General features: G+C 64.9%; 17 protein-coding genes and 1 pseudogene. 7 read left to right on the plus strand and 11 right to left on the minus strand.

The annotated features are described in order from the left end of the window. Positions 1–307: 307 nt before the first annotated feature. The 4 genes from KXD97_RS23870 to KXD97_RS23885 form a co-directional block, all read right to left on the minus strand. Positions 308–544: a hypothetical protein gene (locus KXD97_RS23870; RefSeq protein WP_260752904.1), complete on the minus strand. Its 237-nt coding sequence runs from the start codon at positions 542–544 to the stop codon at positions 308–310. A gap of 110 nt (positions 545–654) precedes the next feature. Continuing rightward, positions 655–1,314 (minus strand): TetR/AcrR family transcriptional regulator, encoded by a 660-nt coding sequence (locus KXD97_RS23875; RefSeq protein ID WP_260752905.1) that lies wholly within the window; start codon positions 1,312–1,314, stop codon positions 655–657. Between the two features lie 217 nt (positions 1,315–1,531). Next, the gene (locus tag KXD97_RS23880) at positions 1,532–2,890 is read right to left on the minus strand and encodes an IS1380 family transposase (RefSeq protein WP_313901315.1); all 1,359 of its coding nucleotides are present in this window, start codon (positions 2,888–2,890) and stop codon (positions 1,532–1,534) included. Positions 2,891–3,033: 143 nt separating this feature from the next. After that, positions 3,034–4,263 carry a cytochrome P450 gene (locus tag KXD97_RS23885; RefSeq protein ID WP_260752906.1) on the minus strand — a complete coding sequence of 410 codons (1,230 nt, stop codon included), beginning with the start codon at positions 4,261–4,263 and terminating at the stop codon, positions 3,034–3,036. 150 nt (positions 4,264–4,413) lie between these two features. Between KXD97_RS23885 and KXD97_RS23890 the strand changes: the two genes are divergently transcribed. Next, positions 4,414–7,413, plus strand: a complete 3,000-nt coding sequence (locus tag KXD97_RS23890) for an RND family transporter (protein ID WP_260752907.1) — start codon at positions 4,414–4,416, stop codon at positions 7,411–7,413. A 27-nt stretch (positions 7,414–7,440) separates the two neighbouring features. On the opposite strand, the gene KXD97_RS23895 is transcribed toward KXD97_RS23890, so the two are convergent. Further along, a complete protein-coding gene (locus tag KXD97_RS23895) occupies positions 7,441–8,595 on the minus strand; it encodes a glutathione-independent formaldehyde dehydrogenase (RefSeq protein WP_260752908.1) in 1,155 nt (384 codons plus the stop codon). A 282-nt stretch (positions 8,596–8,877) separates the two neighbouring features. Between KXD97_RS23895 and KXD97_RS23900 the strand changes: the two genes are divergently transcribed. Next, positions 8,878–10,281, plus strand: coding sequence for an IS1380 family transposase (locus tag KXD97_RS23900; protein ID WP_260752909.1), 1,404 nt, complete (start codon positions 8,878–8,880; stop codon positions 10,279–10,281). Between the two features lie 217 nt (positions 10,282–10,498). Here the strand turns inward: KXD97_RS23900 and KXD97_RS23905 are convergent, their stop codons facing one another. Next, positions 10,499–10,792 carry a putative quinol monooxygenase gene (locus KXD97_RS23905; protein WP_260752911.1) on the minus strand — a complete coding sequence of 98 codons (294 nt, stop codon included), beginning with the start codon at positions 10,790–10,792 and terminating at the stop codon, positions 10,499–10,501. A 323-nt stretch (positions 10,793–11,115) separates the two neighbouring features. Here KXD97_RS23905 and KXD97_RS23910 point away from each other — a divergent pair, with 323 nt between their 5' ends. The 3 genes from KXD97_RS23910 to KXD97_RS23920 all read left to right on the plus strand — a co-directional run bounded on the left by KXD97_RS23910 (position 11,116) and on the right by KXD97_RS23920 (position 13,027). After that, positions 11,116–11,607 (plus strand): hypothetical protein, encoded by a 492-nt coding sequence (locus KXD97_RS23910; protein WP_260752913.1) that lies wholly within the window; start codon positions 11,116–11,118, stop codon positions 11,605–11,607. A gap of 447 nt (positions 11,608–12,054) precedes the next feature. After that, positions 12,055–12,513, plus strand: coding sequence for an Hsp20/alpha crystallin family protein (locus tag KXD97_RS23915; RefSeq protein ID WP_260752914.1), 459 nt, complete (start codon positions 12,055–12,057; stop codon positions 12,511–12,513). 10 nt (positions 12,514–12,523) lie between these two features. After that, on the plus strand, positions 12,524–13,027 hold the full coding sequence (locus KXD97_RS23920) for a general stress protein (protein WP_260752915.1): 504 nt from the start codon (positions 12,524–12,526) through the stop codon (positions 13,025–13,027). A 601-nt stretch (positions 13,028–13,628) separates the two neighbouring features. Here KXD97_RS23920 and KXD97_RS23925 read toward each other — a convergent pair. The 5 genes and pseudogenes from KXD97_RS23925 to KXD97_RS23945 form a co-directional block, all read right to left on the minus strand. After that, positions 13,629–14,255: pseudogene (locus KXD97_RS23925) on the minus strand (glycogen debranching N-terminal domain-containing protein); the annotation flags it as partial. Continuing rightward, the gene (locus KXD97_RS23930; RefSeq protein WP_260752916.1) at positions 14,252–15,232 is read right to left on the minus strand and encodes a glycosyltransferase family 4 protein; all 981 of its coding nucleotides are present in this window, start codon (positions 15,230–15,232) and stop codon (positions 14,252–14,254) included. The pseudogene KXD97_RS23925 and the gene KXD97_RS23930, both read right to left, overlap by 4 nt. Before the next feature lie 239 nt (positions 15,233–15,471). Next, positions 15,472–15,675, minus strand: a complete 204-nt coding sequence (locus tag KXD97_RS23935; protein WP_260752920.1) for a helix-turn-helix domain-containing protein — start codon at positions 15,673–15,675, stop codon at positions 15,472–15,474. A gap of 103 nt (positions 15,676–15,778) precedes the next feature. After that, positions 15,779–16,354 carry a DUF6431 domain-containing protein gene (locus tag KXD97_RS23940; RefSeq protein ID WP_260751629.1) on the minus strand — a complete coding sequence of 192 codons (576 nt, stop codon included), beginning with the start codon at positions 16,352–16,354 and terminating at the stop codon, positions 15,779–15,781. Between the two features lie 268 nt (positions 16,355–16,622). After that, positions 16,623–17,945, minus strand: coding sequence for a CdaR family transcriptional regulator (locus tag KXD97_RS23945; RefSeq protein WP_260752922.1), 1,323 nt, complete (start codon positions 17,943–17,945; stop codon positions 16,623–16,625). 542 nt (positions 17,946–18,487) lie between these two features. On the opposite strand from KXD97_RS23945, the gene KXD97_RS23950 reads away from it, so the two are divergent. Continuing rightward, positions 18,488–18,622 carry a hypothetical protein gene (locus KXD97_RS23950; protein WP_260752923.1) on the plus strand — a complete coding sequence of 45 codons (135 nt, stop codon included), beginning with the start codon at positions 18,488–18,490 and terminating at the stop codon, positions 18,620–18,622. Positions 18,623–18,632: 10 nt separating this feature from the next. Continuing rightward, complete coding sequence (locus KXD97_RS23955; RefSeq protein WP_260752924.1) at positions 18,633–19,136, plus strand: general stress protein; 504 nt, start codon at positions 18,633–18,635, stop codon at positions 19,134–19,136.

Genomic DNA, 19,136 nt, shown 5'->3' on the forward strand with positions numbered 1-19,136 from the left:
GGCGTAGGCCGCCGATGCGCTACTGCCGAGGGATACCCGTCGCTGGCGACTCGAACCGCGTTTACGGTCCAAAAGTGCCCGCCCGGCGCCCGGCACCGACAGCCTATTCCCACGGGATGCGGTACGGACGAGTTACCGCCAAGAACAATGGGGCGCAACACGAAGCCTCCTGGACCAACGGCGCATTGGCCGAGAGGCGGCGGCTCACCGCCAGGGCACTACAGCCGGAGCTGTCCGGATGATCATCCCCTGACGAGGCCGGCGCGCCTTCGTTCGGCAGGCGCCAGTGCGAACTGCAGCAGGGTGATCAGGGCGTCATCGCATGCGCAGGTGGGCAGTCGCCCCGACGCAGGGTGAGGAATTGATCCGCCAGCCACACCAAAGCCGGACCGTTCGGATCTACGCCGGGGAGCAGGTCCAGCATCGTGTAGGCATCACTTACGCACTTCGCCAGAAAGTCCCGTTCCTTCTGCTCCAGACCAGCCTGTGTCGTCACGGTGAGATTCCTTTCCGAGCCCGTCGAGGAGGCGGCGAACCCGCCCATCGGTACTCTGCCTCACGATCCGGCCGCAGTCGTCGACCCGTAAGGACCATCAAGCAGCATCCGAATCGTCCTTCGAAGGCAGATGAAGTGTCAGCCTGCCGCTCCAGCTGTCAGCGCTGTGGGGTCGGGTTGAGAATGCCGGGGATGACGAAGTCGCGAAGCAGCGCGCGGCGGTCGGGCCTGGTCTCGTCGGAACGCACCGTGAGGTGTTCCATCAGCAGCATCTGCGCCACCCGCACCAGCCAGTCGGCGACGGCATCGGGGTCGAGTTGTTCACGCAGTTCGCCGCCGGCCTTGGCTGCCTCGACATGCGGTCGCAACACGTCGCGGATCCGGTCGCGGAACGCTCCCGACGCCGCGGCGGAAACCGTCATGGTCAGGCTTTCCGGGGAAAACAGCACGCTGAGCCAACGGGACTCTTCGACGGCTCCGACCGCGCCGTCCAACGCGTCGAGCAGGCGCTCACCAAAGGGTCCGACTCGCAGCAGCGCCTGTTCGGCGCTGTCGATGACTCCGGCTGTCTCGCGCAGAAGCACGAAAGCAAGGACGTCGTCGCGGGTCCCGAAGTACCGATATACCGTTGTGCGGTGCACCAAGGCCTCTTTGGCGATGTCATCGACGGTGGTCCGACTGACGCCGCGGCGCTCATAGCAGACCTCGGCCGCGTCCAGTAGGCGCCGGCGTGCCTCGTCGTCGTCGACCGGTGGTCGGTCACCCCAGGGAGCCGGACGAGAGACCTGCCCAGTGACGCGAAGTCGGCGCGGTGCCACGATTCTCTCCGTCCGTTGAGGCCACCCTGAAGACAACCTAGCGAACGCCTCGCAGCATCCGGTTCATTCGCCGACTAACCTCGATCTTTCACGTGGCGGGTAGTTGAGGTCTTTTCGTGGCGTGGGTGGGCGGTTCTGACGTGGGCGGCCTGGGGTTCCGGCGTTGCGTCTCGCCGGTGCTCCTGGGTCCTTTGCTCGTCGGAATGGTTTCTGTGTTTTAGGTGGGTTGCAGTGCGGTCCAGCCGAATTCGATGAGGTCGCTCCACGGCCAGCCTCTTGGCAGCCGTAGGTAGCGGCGACGCCCTGAGGTGATGATGCGTCCGGCGACGGCAAGCAGGCGCAGGCGTAGTCGTTTGGGTTCCCAGCCTCTGGCCGGGTGGCCGGTGAAGGCCAGGACTTGGGTCCAGACCAGCAGGTCAGCGGCCAGCAGGGTGATCTCCAGCCAGATCTGATTCTGGGCGAACCCGTGAAACGGCAGGTTGGTCAGTCCGGTGTCTTTGAGGTTGCGGATGCGGTCTTCCGCGCGGGCGCGTTGACGGTGCCGGACTTCGAGATCGCAGATCGACCAACCGCGGGTGTTGGTCGCAAAGCACGTGATCCGCCACCCGTTGTCATCGGTCAGGCGCAACTGCGCGCCGGGATGGGGACGTTCTCGGCGGGCGATGACCCGCATCCCTGCCGGCCAGCCTTTCAGCGTGTCGGGCAGGTAGCGGGTCAACTCAGCGACCTGGGCGCCCTCGCGTGGTGTGCCGTCGCCGTCGAGGGCAGCCCGCCACGCCCGCCGCGGGACCCGGCGCAGCGCTTCGACGATCGGGGGCATGCCGTAGAACCCGACTGAGTACTGCAGTCCCAGGTCGGTGATGTGGTGCAGGAAGTCCTTGACCCCGCCACCGGTGTCGGTGCGCACCAGCACCCGGGCCCGTTCGGGTTCGGGCAGTTGGGCCAACGCGGCATCCAGGACACTGATGTGGTCAGCAGCGCTGTTGGAGCCGGCTGAGCCGGGTCGCAGCAACCCGACCAGGGCTTCACCGGATCCGTGGCTGCCGTGGTCGACGAAGGCGAGCATGGGATGAAACCCGTATCCGTACTTGAAGGTTGGGGTGGCGCCCTGTTTGTCGCTGTGGGCGGTCACCAGGGTGGCGTCCAGATCGACGATGACCTGGCTGCCTGAGGTACCGGCCAGCGGTTGCTGGCGCCGCCATATGTGCGCGCGGGCTGCTGCCCGGGCCGCGCGGATCGCCGCAACGGCGGCATCGACGTCGCCGGCCAGCGTGGCGATCAGACGTGACACGGTGGCATCGGAGGCCACCGCCCCGAACAGCTCGGGCTGAGCACGCACCACCGCGATATCGGCGGCACAGTCACCGCCGAGTGCCACCGCGATCGCGACATCGGTGAGCACCTTGGCCGGGTCGTGCAGGGTTCGTGGTGCCCGCCACCGCTTCAAGACCTCTGACATGGCCTTTTCCAGTCCCGAGACGTGCAGCGTCCGAGCCAACAGCAGCCCGCCGGCCGACGAGACCAACGACTCGCGACCTGAATCCACCAGCAGAGAACGAACCGCGCTACGCTTCACCTACGGAGTGCCTTCCCGCTTTGTGAACATGGACCCTAGACAAGTCACATTTTCTCAAACAGGACAGGCACTTCCGTGCATTACAGGTCGTGTCAACAGCCTATTTCACGAAACGTCGAGGCTAACCCGAGTCCGCGACGCGCCTACATCGCGGCGTCCGGCCGGCTTCTCGTCGGCGTGAATGTCACCCGCAAGGAATTGGGCCCACGCAGCGTGGTGCCGACTTGGCTTGTGATGGTGGAGGTCTCGGCGTGGCGGGGGTCGAGCGCGAGATCGGGCAACCGCTCAATCAGGGCCCGCAGCGCGGCGAGAAGTTCGGTGTTGGCCAGCCAGTTCCCGATGCAGCTGTGGCGGCCTTGCCCGAACGACACGGTCGGCATCACGTTGCGGGTGATGTCGAAGTCGTCGGGCCGCGGGTACACGGCCGGGTCACGGTTGGCGGCGTTGATCGCGAAGATCATCGGGGTCAGAGCTGGGATGTCGATCCCCTGCCACGTTGTGGCCTCAGGGCAGGCGCGCGGCAACATCCCGACCGCGGGCTCCCATCGCAGGCCCTCCCAGATCGCCGACTGGAGGTAGCGGTCCGGGTCAGAGCGCAGTAGGTCCAGTTGGTCGGGATGATTGAGCAGCGCCGACAAGATGTTGCCCAGAGCCAGCGTGGTGGTGTCGGCGCCGAGTGGAAACAGCATCCGCAGGAACGTGAGTATCTCCTCGTCTGAGAGATGCTCGCCGTCCTCAGTGGTTTCGGTGACCAACATGGAGATCATGTCGTCGCCAGGTTCCCGGCGGCGCGCGGCCAGTAGCGGAGCGACGTAGGCGGTGAATTCGGCGGCACAGGTGACCGCCGTCGGCGGGTCGAAGGGGTACTGGATCATCGCCTGCGCCCAGCGGTGGATCTTGGCTTCGTCGTCGACAGGGAACCCCAGCAGGCGGCTGATGATCAGCAGTGAGTAGCGGTGCGTGAATTCGACGACCAGATCGGCGGTGCCGCGGGCAGCGAACTGGTCGATCAGCTCGTTGATGACCGGTTCGATCACCGGCTCCAGGTAGTCCTGGACGCGGCTGCGCCGTAGCGGCGCCGACACCACGCCGCGGCTGGCGCGATGCTCGGCGCCCGACATGCTGAGCACGGTCCTGCCGAACACGGGTTCGGTGGTCATCGCATACACCGGTGCTGCGGGGAATGTCGCTTCATCGCGGAAGGCCGCCCGGACCAGCTCGTCGGTCAACAACAAGACCGCACTGACTCCGGCAAACGGCACGATCGCGTACGGCCTGCGCTTGCGGAGGCGGGCGAGCACAGCGTGGAGGTCTGGTTGATCGTCGAAAGCGAAGTCGATGCCCTCGACGTCGAGGGATCCCAGGGTGTGCATGAGGCCTCACCCTAGACGCTGTGCAACACTCGACGCAATATGTCGCACGTTGCAAGCGGTGCCGATGAGGCGCGATGCCGTAGCCGCGCGACCGTCCTCAGGAGGCGAGATGACTGACAGCAGATCCGACCACACGATGCCGGCGGGGCCATGGTGAAGCGTCCGCCGCACGAGGATGCCTACAGCGTCCGCCTGGCCGGGGTGGGGCGGTTCGCCGTCACGCACAAGGGAATCGTCATCGGCACCTGGGTGGGTCTGGCCGTGGTTCTCGCGATGTTGTTTCCGCAATTGGAAACTGTGGTCAAACAACAGTCGCTGGACCCGATCCCACGCGACGTGGCGTCGTTCCAGACGCTGGACCGGATGGGCAAGGCGTTCGGCGAGGAGGGGTCGACGACGACGGTGGTCGTCGCGATGGAGAATCCAGAAGGGTTGACCCCGTCGGCGCGGGAGCGTTATGCCGCAATGGTATCCGCGTTGCGCGCCGACTCGGAGAACGTGCCACTGGTCCAAGACCTGCTCGCCGATCCCGTCACCGCCGGCCAAGCAGTGAGCGCCGATGGAAAGGCCTGGTATCTGCCGGTCGGCATTGCGGGGACGCTGGGCGGGCCGCGGGCCGCCGAATCCGTCGCGTCGATCCGCGAGATCGCCGCCCATGCCTTCGACGGCACGTCGACGGTCACCTACGTCACCGGTCCGGCTGCCACCATGAGCGATCAGATCGTCGCGGCGGAACGGGATCTGCTGTTCATCTCGGTAGCCACCGCCGGCCTGATCGCGGCGATCCTGCTGATGGTCTACCGCTCGGTGTTCACCGCGCTGCTGCCGTTGCTCGTCATCGGCGTCAGCCTCGGAGTCGGTCGGGGAGTCCTGTCGGCGCTAGGCGAACTGGGAATGCCGGTCTCGCAGTTCACCATCGCGTTCATGACCGTGATTCTGTTGGGCGCCGGCACCGACTACTCGGTGTTCCTGATCAGCCGGTACCACGAGCAACGACGCCAGGGCGTGGCTCCGGACCAGGCGGTGATCAACGCGACGGCGACGATCGGTCGTGTCATCCTGGCCTCAGCGGCGACCGTTGCCCTGGCGTTCGTGGCCATGGCGTTCGCGACACTGACCATCTTCGCCACGTCGGGCCCCGCATGTGCGGTGGCGGTGATGGTCGGGTGCCTGGCAACGGTGACGCTTTTGCCGCCGGTGTTGGTGCTGGCGGCCAAGCGTGGCATCGGCGAACCCCGCAAGGACCGAACGCGCGCCTACTGGAATCGGATCGCGGTGATGGTGGTCCGCAAGCCGGTGCCGCTGCTGGTGATCAGCCTCGTGCTGCTCCTGGCATTCGGCGGTGTGGCGCTCACCCTGCGCATGAGCTATGACGACCGCAAGGGGCAGCCATCCACCACTGCCAGCAATGAGGGTTATCGATTGCTGGACAGGCACTTTCCCAAAGACGTCATCATCTCCGAGTTCCTCGTCGTGGAGTCGCCGACGGACCTGCGCACCGGCAGGGGCCTGGCCGATCTCGACGAAATGGCGTCGCGGGTCTCCCAGATACCCGGGGTCGATCGCGTCGTCGGCGTCACCCGCCCGACAGGGGAGCGGCTGGATCAGGCGCAGCTGTCGTGGCAGAACGGACAGATCGGCGACAAGCTCGCGGACGCCGTCGCCGACGGTGACGCCCGCAAGCACGATCTGGCGAAGTTGACGGACGGCGCCGATCAATTGGCCGACGGTCTCACCCAGCTCGACAGCAGCGTACGGTCTGCGCTGGGACCGCTGACCGGTCTGCTCGATCAGGCACAGCAGGCCGGTCAGACGATTCAGCGCTATCGGCCGGCACTGCAGCAGTTGACTGCCATGGGGCCCAACGTCGACCGTGTCGTCAAGGACGGACTGCAGATGCGCCCGCTGGCTGAACGGGCAGCCGGGGCGATCGCCGTCATCGATCCGCTGGCGGCCACACTCGGCGCCTCGCCGCTCTGTGCGGCCACAGCGGAGTGCGGGGCGTTGCGCGACCACGTCCAGACGCTGGTGGCGCTGCGCCACGCGGGATTCTTCAACCAGATCGCAGTTCTGGGGGACGAATTGGCCGCGCAGGGCGCGGATTTCTCAACGTCGGAGGCGATCACCCAGTTGCAGGGTGCCGCGGATTCCCTGGACCGGAGCATGGATGTCCTTGGCGGACCTGGCGCCGACCTGCCCGCGCAGATCGCACGCCTGCAGAGCGGCATCGGACAGCTCGCCGCAGGTGCGCGGGCGCTGGCCGTCGGAGTGCACACCCTGGTGGACAGCAATATCGAAATGCTGGGCGGGATGAGCCAGATCGCGGCACAACTGCAGGACTCCGCGCGCGGCACGGCCGGGTCAGACGCAGCGACAGGCTTCTTCCTGCCGGCCAGCGCGCTGCAGAACGAAGACTTCGCAAAGGTTGCCCGGCAATTCATCTCACCCGACGGCAGAACGGCACGGTTTGTCATCGAATCTCAGTTCGATCCCTATACCGCAGAGGCGATGACGCTTGGAAAGCACATCACCGACGTCGCAGCAGCGGCGACACCGAACACGTCGCTGGCCGAAGCCAGCGTGGCCATGGCGGGATTCCCGGCCATCAACACCGACATCCAACGGTTGATGGGGCGCGACTTTCTGCAACTGGCCATCGCGACTCTCGTCATCGTGGCCTTGATCCTGGTGGCGCTGCTACGGGCGGTACTGGCACCGATCTACCTGCTGGCCACCGTCGTGCTCAACTACGCCGCCGCGCTGGGCATGGGCGTGCTGGTCTTTCAGTACGGCCTGGGTCAGGACATCGCGTGGCCCGTCCCGCTGTTGTCGTTCATCATCCTCGTGGCTGTGGGTGCGGACTACAACATGCTGCTCATCTCACGCCTTCGCGAGGAATCGGCCAACAACATCCGCGTGGGAGTGATGCGTACCGTCGCCAGCACCGGCTCGGTCATCACATCGGCCGGATTCATCTTCGCGGCGAGCATGTTCGGGCTGATGGTGGGATCCATCGGAATCATGATTCAGATGGGCTTCGTCATCGGCTGCGGTCTGCTGCTCGACACGCTTGTTGTGCGGACGCTGACGGTGCCTGCCATCGCGACACTGTTAGGAGAGGCAAGTTGGTGGCCGAAACACCGCGTGTAGATCGGGAAGGGCGTCATTCCAGAGGTGTCAGGCTGACGCGAGCCGCGGCTTGAGCACCACCTTTGTCCAACCGTTGTCGCGGGCGTCGAAGTGCTGGTACGCGTTCGGGGCATCAGATAACGGCAGCTCGTGAGAGACGATCCATGATGGCTTGGCCCTGCCCTGGTGGATCAGTTCTCGCAATTCGCGGTTGTAGCGCTTGACGTTGGCCTGCCCAGTTCCCATCCGTTGGCCCTTGACCCAGAAGGTGCCCATCTCGAAAGTGATCCTGCCCTTCTTTTTATCTTCGTCCGGCGCGCCGGGATCCTGGGGCAGGTACAAGCCGACCACGCCGATTCCGCCGGTGAACTTCACCGCGCGCACGAGATCGTTGATGACCATCGACGGATCCTCATGGCCTTGGGGGTCATGCGCCTGATAACCGACGCATTCGCAACCGCAGTCGGCGCCAGCGCCTTTGGTCTGTTCCAGGACCTGATCGACGGCAGGTCCCTTCGAATCGTCGATCGCGATGACCCCGATCTGTTCGGCCAGCTTGAGCCGGTCGGGATGACGATCCACGATCATCACTTTGGCGGCGCCCTTGATCATCGCCGAATGGGCGGCCATCAAACCGACCGGGCCTGCACCAAAAATCACGACCGTATCGCCGGGTTGAAGTCCGGCAAGCTCGGTGCAGTGCCAGCCCGTCGGAAAGATGTCCGACAGCATGACGTAGTCGGTTTCCTTTTCCTGCGCGTCCTCGGGGAGCTTCAAGCAGTTCGAGTCGCCGAACGGTACCCGCAGGTACTCGGCTTGCCCGCCGTTGTATGGGCCCATACCCGCGAAACCGTAGGCCGCCCCAACCATGCCCGGGTCTGGATTGTTGGTCAGGCAGAAGGCCGTCAGTCCTTTCTCGCAATTGCGACAGAAGCCGCAGCTGATATTGAACGGCAGGCAGACCCGGTCGCCGACCTTTACCGAGACCACCGCGTTGCCAACCTCGACGACCTCGCCGAGGTTCTCGTGGCCGAGGACCCTGCCCGTTTCCATCGCCGTCCGACCCTCGTACATGTGAAGGTCGGACCCGCAAATGTTCGTGGTCGTAATTTGGACGAGTACGTCGGTCGGCGCTTCGATGACCGGTTCCGCGACGTCCTCGACGCGGACCTGCATGGGCCCTTCGTACACAACAACTTTCATTGCTTCTCCTCATCTGCATACAGGGTCATTGCGATCTTGAGCGGTCGGTGGCCATGTTTTTGACCGACGAGGGAGACGATTACGCGGCGTCCGGCAACCAGGCTGCTACGGCGCCGTGCGCCCGTCTTCGTCGCAGCAGGTCGAATTCGTGACGCCCACTTAGCCTCGACCCACCGATGAATCGCCTGTTCGGAGGGTGTTGATGTAAGGAAAGTGCCCTTTGAGCTGGGATGATTGGAGTTACCACACTTCGATCAGCCCACGTTCAGAAAGGCACTTCCGGTGCAAGTGTCCCATAGGTTCGCCGTGTCGTCGGCGGTCTTCGATGATGCACATCTCGTGTCGTGCGCCGGGCTGGTGCCGGTGATGACCCTGGCCGGCCAGACCGGTCTGTCGCAGCTATTGGCCGACAAGATCCGGTTCACCTGTGAGCGGATCCGTTCGGGTGCGGCCCATCCGTCACCGAAGCTGACCACGCTGATCGCCGGGATGTGCGCCGGCGCGGACAGCATTGATGACCTAGACGTTGTGCGCTCGGGTGGGATGAAGACCCTCTTCGGTGGTGTGTACGCCCCGTCGACGATCGGAACCTTATTGCGGGAGTTCACCTTCGGGCATGCCCGCCAGCTCGAATCTGTCCTGCGCGAACACCTGGCCGCGCTGTGCGGGCGTGTCGATCTGTTGCCCGGCGCCGACGGACGGGCGTTCATCGACATCGACTCACTACTACGCCCGGTCTACGGGCACGCCAAGCAGGGCGCCAGCTACGGACACACCAAGATCGCCGGCAGGCAGATCCTGCGCAAAGGCCTCTCACCGTTGATCACCACGATCAGCACCGACCACGGTGCGCCGGTGATCGCCGGGGCGAGGTTGCGGGCGGGCAAGGCCAACTCCGGCAAGGGCGCAGCCCGCATGATCGCTCAAGCGGCCGCTACCGCCCGTGCTGCCGGGGTCACCGGGCAGATCCTGGTGCGTGGCGATTCGGCCTACGGCAATAGCACCGTGGTCACCGCCTGCCACCGAGCAGGTGTCCGGTTCTCGCTGGTGCTGACCAAGACCGCCGCAGTTGCCGCCGCCATTGACGCAATTCCCGAGACCGCGTGGACCCCGGTGAACTATCCCGGTGCTGTGCGTGACCCCGACACCGGCGCCTGGATCTCCGATGCCGAAGTCGCCGAAACCACCTACACAGCCTTCGGTTCCACCAAGACTCCGGTGACCGCCCGGTTGGTCGTGCGCCGGGTCAAAGACGCGCGGTTCCTCGATGCGCTGTTTCCGGTGTGGCGGTACCACCCGTTCTTCACCAATTCCGACGAACCCGTCGACGCCGCTGACATCACTCATCGCCGCCACGCCATCATCGAAACCGTGTTCGCCGACCTCATCGACGGACCTTTGGCGCACATGCCCTCGGGGCGGTTCGGCGCGAACTCGGCCTGGATCCTGTGCGCCGCGATCGCCCACAACCTGCTGCGCGCCGTCGGCGTCCTGGCCGGAGGTGCCCACGCGGTCGCCCGCGGGGCGACACTGCGCCGCAAGATAATCACTATCCCGGCCCGCCTGGCCCGTCCGCAACGCCAACCTATCCTGCACCTACCAGCGCACTGGCCCTGGACAGAGCACTGGCTCACGTTGTGGCGCAACACCATCGGCTACAGCCCACCAGAAATCGCCACCACCTGACCATATGCCGAAAGGCCCGACCGGAGCGCACAGGAACAGCTGGACAGACCAGCAGATACCCCCTGCCCGCGACCAGGACCAGCCCTCAACAGCCCAGCGAGGCACACCTACCCCAATTCATCAGTGGATCGAGGCTTAGCCTCCGCGAGACGGACGCTGACGGTGCCAGCCATCGCGGCACTGCGAGGACAGGCAAGCGCCGCGGCCGCCGCCAGGGTCACAGCTTGTCGGCGATCACGTCGAGGTGGATGATCTGGGGCGGCGAGGCGAACAGGTCAGCTTTCTGTTTGAGTTCCTGGCCGACCGGTCCCGTCAAATGGACTCGCCGCGCCTCGTCGTCGGGGAAGGCATCGAATATCCCGAATGTCGACGCGTCGAACCGCACCGCCAACCACGGTTTGGTGCGAGGTTCCTTTTCGACGAGCAACCGCACCCACGCCAAGAGGTCTTCGACCGCATCTCCCTTGCCCGGGTGGGCTTCGAGTAGCACCAACAAGGCTTTCGATACCATGACCGCGCCTCCTGTCCTGGGAATAGAGCCCTCGGATACCGCCGATTTCATGTCGGTTCTGGTTGCCCGTTGTGTCAGATGGGGATCCACCCTGCGCCGCTGACAGCGGCCACGGATTGGACAGTGTCCCAGGACCTGGCGACGACCTCTTCGGCCTGACGGATCAACTCCGGGTGCGGTCTCTTGGACCGCTCAGACGACGCCCTGATCGTCTTGGCCAAAGGAAAATTGAGCTGTGACCTGGATAGCCACAGGTCTAGCTGGCCGTCTTCAACCGATCGGACAACATCGTGAACCCGTCGATACCACGGTCCCGAGCTGCGATGGCGGTGGGCGTGCTGATTGCCGCTTCTGCGCTGGGCGGCTGCGGCGCCGGGCAACAGTCGCAAACCGCCTCGATGGCGCCGGATGTCAATGGCTCCATGGCTGACTCCGGTGACATCGCGTTGCGCTACATCCGGATACGTGCCCAGCAAACCAGCTATGCGGTGCAGCCGGGCAAGACCGTCCACCTGGTGCTGGTAGCCACCAACCAATCACCTGATACCGCGGACACCCTCGCGGCGGTCAGCACTGACATCGGTGCCGTCACTGTGGTCGGAAAGACCACAGTGCCGGCCAGTGGCGTACTGATCGTCGACAGCCCGGACCGCATGGTGCATGCCGACGCGCTGGCAGCGGTCAAACCCGCCAACACTGCCACCGCAACTGTGTTACTGACCAAGCCGATCAGCAATGGGCTCATCTACGATTTCACGTTCCGGTTCGCACATGTCGGCGAAGTATCCGTCAGTGTGCCGGTCTCTGCTGACTAGCCGCAATCGGGGTCACGGCTGCATGAGCCGAGATATCACTGCCGAATCACAAGTCGGCGTGTTGCGTTTGACTTGATCCTTCCGGAGGCGCCGGCCGCAAGCTGCCCTGCGAGCACATCGACGGCTTCGGCTCAGACGTGGCGCCGGTAGCGCCTGAATCACCACGGCGACAGGGGCATAGCGAGGTCAATCCCCGCAGGCATGGCGTGACGGGACGGGCGGCGGGCCCTTCCCGGGCGGAGCTGGTAATCGGCACATCGGCTGCGTCCACTCGTGCTGACAGGATCAATCCTGAACGATATTTCAGGCTCGTTGGGCGCATGCGCGGGCCGAAATCGGATTGCAATACTGGTTGTTCGGAGGTTATTGACGGCCAGCGCGTTGCAGGCTGTCGGTCGTCGGCGCTTCCGGTACAGCCGAGCCACCCTTGGATTCTTAGGAGAAGTCATGGCTTTGATGCGATTCGATCCGTTTCGCGAACTCGACCGGCTGGCCGACCAGGCCATGGCCGGCGCGCGCAATGCGCGCACTCTTCCGATGGAGGCGTTTCGGCGCGGCGACCAGGTCATTGTGGCCCTTGATGTACCCGGTCTGCAGGGCAGCGATATCGATGTCACCGTGGAACGCAACGTCATTGAGGTCACCGCGCGGCGCCGCCCGCTGAGGCAGGAGGGCGACGAGTTGATCATTGACGAGCGGCCGCAGGGCGAGTTCCGTAGGCAGTTGTTTCTCGGTGACAATCTCGATCCGGGCAAGCTCAGCGCAGTTTGCGACCTCGGGGTGCTGACGTTGACCATCCCGGTGTCAGAGCAGAGTAAGCCTCGCAAGGTTCAGGTCGCTACCGCCGATCATGGCCAGCAGGCCATTCAAGCCGGGTCGGGGCAGCAACAGGCCGTGGACGCGTGAGGAGACAGTAATGGCACATGCGACAGTCAGCAGATCAGCGGTACGTCCCAATCAGCCCGCCCGCCAGGTTATCGCCACCTTCGACAACTACGCAGACGCCGAGCGCGCCGTCGACTATCTCTCCGATCAGCAGTTTCCGGTCAACCGGGTCGCCATCGTGGGCCGCGATCTGGAATATGTCGAACAAGTTCTCGGCCGGCTCAATTACGGAGGGGCCGCGTTACGGGGTGCGGCGTCCGGTGCCCTGGTCGGGGCACTCATCGGCTGGGTGTTCGGAATCTTCAGCTGGATCGACCCACTGACCACCGCCCTGTTACTGGCCCTCTATGGCGTGATCTTCGGAGCGGTCGTCGGCGCTTTGATGGGGCTGCTCGTGCACGCCCTCCAACGCGGTCGGCGCGACTTTCAATCCGTTTCCCGCCTGGTCCCCAAGTCCTACGACCTCGTCGCCGATGTCGAAGTGGCCGACCAAGCACTGCGGCTGCTCTCCACGGCTGACAACCATAAGGAGTGAAGCATGGCACCAGCTGTGAGTTAGACGATAGGTTGTTCGTCGTCGCCGGCATGCATGACGATGCCGATCGCCAGCCTTCCCTGATCTCAGCGGCGAACGTGGGATCTGTGATGCCGACGTCCTCGCCCAAGGTGATGAGCTGGTCATCTCCGCCCAACGCCAGCTTCGCTTCTCGGCCCAGCCGGACCTCGTGCAGGATCCGCCCGGGTTGTTCTTCGGTGAGGGGATCGACGCGCCTGCCTTGCATGCGGGCCAATGTGCGCAGCGTGCACAACGCCAGGCGGGCGTCGATCCCGAGCGCCATCCACCCCGTGAGTAGCGAGTCACGTCCGAACAGCGTCATGAACCATGGGGCGCCGGCGGCAAGGATGGGACAATCCGGTTGCTCGGGATCTTCGATCTGCAGCGAACCCAGGTCGCTGGCTCCCGATTCAAGTGCTGCTTTGAAGGCCCCGTCGGGCGTCGACACCGTCGGGCTGGACAACCGCCAGGCCCGCAGCCTGTGTGCGGGCGTGCCCACATCGCCGGGTTCACGGGACTGGAAGGAAGCGCCGACCTGACCGCCCGGCGATGCGGTGGCCACGCCGAACGATGTCGACCACTCCGCTCGTCCCCCCACCAGAACCTTGAAGGTGAATCTTCCCGGTGTGACGGACGGCTCGCCGGTGGCGGCGATTCGCGCCACGTGGGTGCCGCCCGGCGCGGCCATGGTGTAGGTCATGGCGTCGGCGGCGAGATCAACGGAGATCCCGTGGGGTGCGGTGACGCGTCCCTCCTTCACCGCGAACAAGTCGGCGAAGTCGACGTCGACAGCCATCGTCAGCGTGACACTCACCGGTTCGTGCCCGAAGTTGCGTAGCACAACGTCCTCCCGCATACCGTCACCGATATAGCGGGTGCGCAGCACGAGCATGGTGCTGTCGGCAGCCCATGGCCGGGGCGGTGTGCGTCCGATGAACATCGCCCGCTAGGGCTCGGTGGATTCCTGGACGGTTGACAGGTTCTCAACAGGCTGGCCGTCGATGGCCAACCGCCAACACGACAGGACACGGGTGTCTGCGATGAACAGACCGTGTGGTCGGTCCCGCTGAACATCCCCCGCGTGCGAAGAGATGCAGAACGTACTCCCTTCCAGTAGGGTCACCGCGCCGGTGTCGCCGGTCACCGGCGGACCGGTTCCCGACGCCCAGGCGCCGGACGCACAGTCTTCGCCGTCGACGAACGTCACCGCGTCACCAACTCGTGATAGAGCGCGAGGTGATCGCTGACCATGCGAGCGGTTGAGAACCGCTCGATCACCGCCTCGCGGCAGGCCCGTCGGCTGAGGTGATCGACGTTGCAGATAGCGCGGACGAGAGCGTCTTTCCCGCTGCACAGGTAGCCGGTGACTCCGTCATCGACGATTTCGGGCGCCGCACCGTTCGGACAGGCGATGACCGGCGTACCGCAGGCCAGTGCCTCGATCATCACCAACCCGAAGGGTTCTGGCCATTGGATGGGATTGAGAAGCGCAGACGCCTCACCGAGAAGGGCCAGCTTGTCCTGCCCGCCGACTTCACCGATGAACTCGACGTTGTCGTCGAGCAACGGCTCTATCTGGTCGTGGTAGTACGCCTGCTCCGATTTCTCGCGAGCCTTGGCGGCCACAATGAGACGCCGGCCCGCTGCGCGTGCGGCCAGCACCGCCTGCCGAACTCCCTTATCGGCTGTCATTCTTCCGAGGAACAGAAGAAAACCGCCGTCGCCGTCGCCGTCGGGGTAGGCCGTTGGATCGAGGCCGTGGTGGATCACCCGGTCGATCATCACCTCCGGCGCTCGTCGGGCCTGGTTGTGCGAGACGGCGACGACCGGTATCCGCTTGGCGTAGCGGCGGTATATCGCGCTGAGCTCGCCGCCGAAAGGGCCGTGACAGGTGGTGACAACACGATCGCAACCATTGGCAAGGGCCCAAGCCGGTCCGAGAAGGGTGTGATCGTGGATGATGTCGCACCCGGTGAGTGCTTCGTAACCGCCCATCACGTGTGGCAGCTCGACTTCGCCGTGGCCTATTCGGTCCCAGGTCGCACTGGCCGTGGCGCGCACGAGGGGCACGGGAGCCGTGCTGTCGCCGGTAGCGTAGAGCATCACCTCGTGGCCGGCCGCAATCAGCCCGACCGCCAGCTCCGAGACGACCGCTTCGGTGCCGCCATACGACGATGGCGGCACCGCGGCCCACGGAGGTGCCAGCAGGCCGATCTTCAGAGAACCGATTCCTATGGCGCCATGGTGGATTTCGCTTACCTGCCAAGACACCAGCCCGTCGGAGCAGAAAACACAGGAGAGCGTAGTACCGCCGGATCAATGCTCCTTACCCTGTGCGCCTTGGCGTTACGACAGGCGCCACACTGTCGGCCTGCGAGCGTAAAGCACGAGCGATGGCCTGACCCCGCAGACCGGTGCCGCGACTAGCGCGTGCGCTGGGGGTAGAGGAAACGCCAGGACCGGGTCGCGGCGTGAAGATTGAAGCGGGTGTTGGCATCGCGCAGGTCGCAACCGGTCAGTTCACTGATGCGCGCCAGCCGGTAGCGTAGCGTGTGTTGGCCGTCGCTCAGGATGCAGACGATGGCGTCACTGTGGATGCAGACGTGATTTCGGGGGTCGGTCTGCATTGTGACGGGGTAATCGTCGCGGCGACGCGGTGGTCGTCATGGTGACGACTGTCGGCAGGCATGGTGATGACGCCCCCGGCGGCAGCGCGGGGACGTCGGAGGGTCAGCCGGGTGGCGCCAGAAGGCGGCCGCGGGTGTACATCCCGATCAGGGTCCACGGCGGCTCACCGAGGGCGTAGCGGCGGCGGTCCCAGTAGGCCGCTGCCGACAACAGCGACAGCGCGTGGTGCAACATGTTCCCTCGGTAGCGCAGCGCGGTGAACGTGTCGGGGTCCAGGGCGAGCAGCTGCTCGGTCCCGTCGCGTGCGAGACGGTCCAGGTGCTCTGGCGGTAGTCGGCGAAGCCAGCGGCGCACGGTGGACACCGGCCGCCCCATGGTCGCCGCGATACGCCGGTGTCCGAGTCCATTTGCTTTGTGCAGCAATGCTGTTCCAATCACTGCGGTGGTGTCGGCATGGCGTGGCTGCAGAGCGGCGGGCATCACGATATGCGTTGACGAGCAGGACCGGCATCGCGTGCGGCGGGGGCGCACCGTGATCGTGGTCCCGTCGTGATCGCGCACGGAGCGCCGCCTGCCGTAGCCCCAAGAAGTCAGCTGGCCGTCGCGGCACCGCGGGCAGCGGAGTTCGCCGGCGGCGAGCAGTTTCTCGGCCAGTTCGCCGGTGCGCGCGACGATCACCGCAGAGCCAGTCCATGATCCACCAGCCTTACCTATCACCCGGGAACCGGGATAGGGGTCAGTTCGTGTTGGGCGACCGCAGAATCGACGCGTCCGCCGTCACCGATTGTGACGATCTCGGGATTCGGCATCGCGCCGGAGCCGAAATGGACTCTGCGCGAGCAGACCAGCGCGGGGTCCGTTCGTGGGCACGCTGATGATGCAGACGACCGCCGTCCCCGACCCGGGATTTCGACAACTTCAATGACGATCACCCCCGCCGTGGTCGTCACACAGAGGGACGGTCAACAAGCGTGCTGCGGTGGATGTGCAGGGCCTCGGCGGTATCGTCGTAATTGCCACCGCTTTCCAGGTGTTCACTCAGCGTGAGAACGAGCTCCGACTTTTTGGTCGAGTCGTATTCCAGCAGGGCGCCGATCCATTCTCGGACGAAATCCTCGACGGCTCCGCCCGCATGGGCTACGTCGATGAGACGGTAGAAGCCAAGTTCGTCGTAGGCCGATGCACCGGCGGATACCGCGGAATGCAGTCGCACATTCAGCCCCCGTTTCGCCGCAGCGAACGACATCGGAAAATCCGACGGCGCTTCGCACCGCGAGCCGATGCCGATGGCGCATGTATGCCGCCCCAGCAACTCGCTGAGCGCGCGGTAAAACTCTTGCGGGTCTGGTCGGCCTTCGGTCAGAAGCACCACCAGCTTGCCGCTACGCCCCTGCAGCCTGTTCAGGTGCAACGCCGCGGCAGCGCGGCCGGCGCCGGTGGCCACGGAATCAGATGCGGCCGAGCTGTGCACGACGACCACATAATGCGGAGGGCGGAGGTCGTGCCCCAATGCCTCCGACCTGGCGAAAGCCCCGTCGTCGTCGGTGCCGGCGAGCAGGTCCTCAACGAATTCGCGGCGGACGGAGAGCTCCCTGTCCACCAAGCTCCGCTGGTGCGACAACTCGTAGCCCAACAGCGTGCACGCGAACTGCAGGGCGACCAGGTGGTCCTGGGCTACTAACTTGTCAGGGTCGATGATCGCCAACACGCCGAGGATCTCCCCGCGTGGCACGATGAGGACCTCCACCCGGTTCTTCATTCGTGTGGGACGGTGACGTTCGGCCAGCACAGCAAGTTGGCGTTGACGCCGTTGCGGGTCCGGCATCGGATAGGGCATCGGGCGTCCTGGACCGGACCAGCTGCGGAGGTTGCCGAACCGGTCCTCCAAAGCTATTGGGAGCCCGATCAGTTCATGCAACGCATCAGTGATTGCTTGCTCGCCTTCACCGCTTCCCAGCGCCGCCTCGATGGTCTCGTGAACACGCGTCCGGACCCTCAACCGCTTCTGTGCGCCGGCGAGGTCACTGTGCGCCTTGGCATGTTGCTCGGTACACCGCACGTTTCGCCGATGATTTGCACCACGGGCCAGGGCGGCGCCCGTCTGATGCGCCAGCAGCGTCAACAAATGGATATGGCTGCTTGAGGGTTGCTCGGCGGCGCTGACGACAAGGGCGCCCTCCACCACATCGTGAGGCCGGAGGGGAAACGCCCAACCCCACGCGCGTCCGGGAATCCCGACAGCGCCGTCACCGCCGGATTCCGCGATCATCCGATCGATGTCGGGCCGTTCGGGTTGACCGGTGGGAAATGGTTGCCATGAACCATTGGCGAGCCTGTTATGTGGCCTCGATGCGACACGGCCCGAGCCGGGGCACGGCAGCAGCGGCTTCGCCCAACGTCGTCACATCATCGACCCATCCGAAGGCGAGCGTGGAAAGCGCGGCCAACTCCTCGGCTGTCGGGGTTGCATTTGACGACGCGACAGTCATGTTGCGATCTCCGCAGGGATGAATCGATCAGCCGACATCAAGCTGCTCCTCACCAGCCGCTTTCGACTACTACTCAATCGATGACGCGGCAAAACCGTGGCTACCCACATCCTGCTCAAACGGATCCCCGGCGAAATCGCACTCAGTGCCGCGCTGGTACTGGGAGGACAGATCGGCAGAGGACTTTTCGGCTCGCCGGGTGCACGCGATGACGGGGTGAGATTGCCAGAATTTGTCACGGGACGCGTTCGAAGTACGGCCAAGAGTCGGAGCCGATCGCGGTCTCAATCAAAGCGACCACTGCGAATTTCGGGAGAGGCCAATGCTGTTGATGCGGTTCGATCCGTTGCGAAAACTGGACAGGCCGGCGTTGAAATCGGCGCCCGCCGACAGTGCCGACGAAGGCCAGCAGACCATACAAGCCGGGTCGGGGCAGCAACAGGCCGTGGACGCGTGAGGAGACAGTAATGGCACATACGACAGTCAGCAGATCGGCGGTACGTCCCAATCAGCCCGCCCGCCAGGTTATCGCCACGTTCGACAACTACGCAGACGCCGAGCGCGCCGTCGACTATCTCTCCGATCAACAGTTTCCGGTCAACCGGGTCGCCATCGTGGGCCGCGATCTGGAATATGTCGAACAAGTTCTCGGCCGGCTCAATTACGGAGGGGCCGCGCTGCGAGGTGCGGCGTCCGGTGCCCTGGTCGGGGCACTCATCGGCTGGGTGTTCGGAATCTTTAGCTGGATCGACCCACTGACCACCGCCCTGTTACTGGCCCTCTATGGCGTGATCTTCGGTGCGATCGTCGGCGCTTTGATGGGGCTACTCGTGCACGCCCTGCAACGCGGTCGGCGCGACTTTCACGCTGTATCCAGCCTGGTCCCGAGGTCCTACGACCTCGTCGCGGACGTGGAGGTGGCCGACCAGGCACTGCGGCTGCTCTCCACGGCTGACAATCCTAAGGAGTGA

Source organism: Mycobacterium sp. SMC-8 (assembly GCF_025263565.1).
GTDB lineage: Bacteria > Actinomycetota > Actinomycetes > Mycobacteriales > Mycobacteriaceae > Mycobacterium.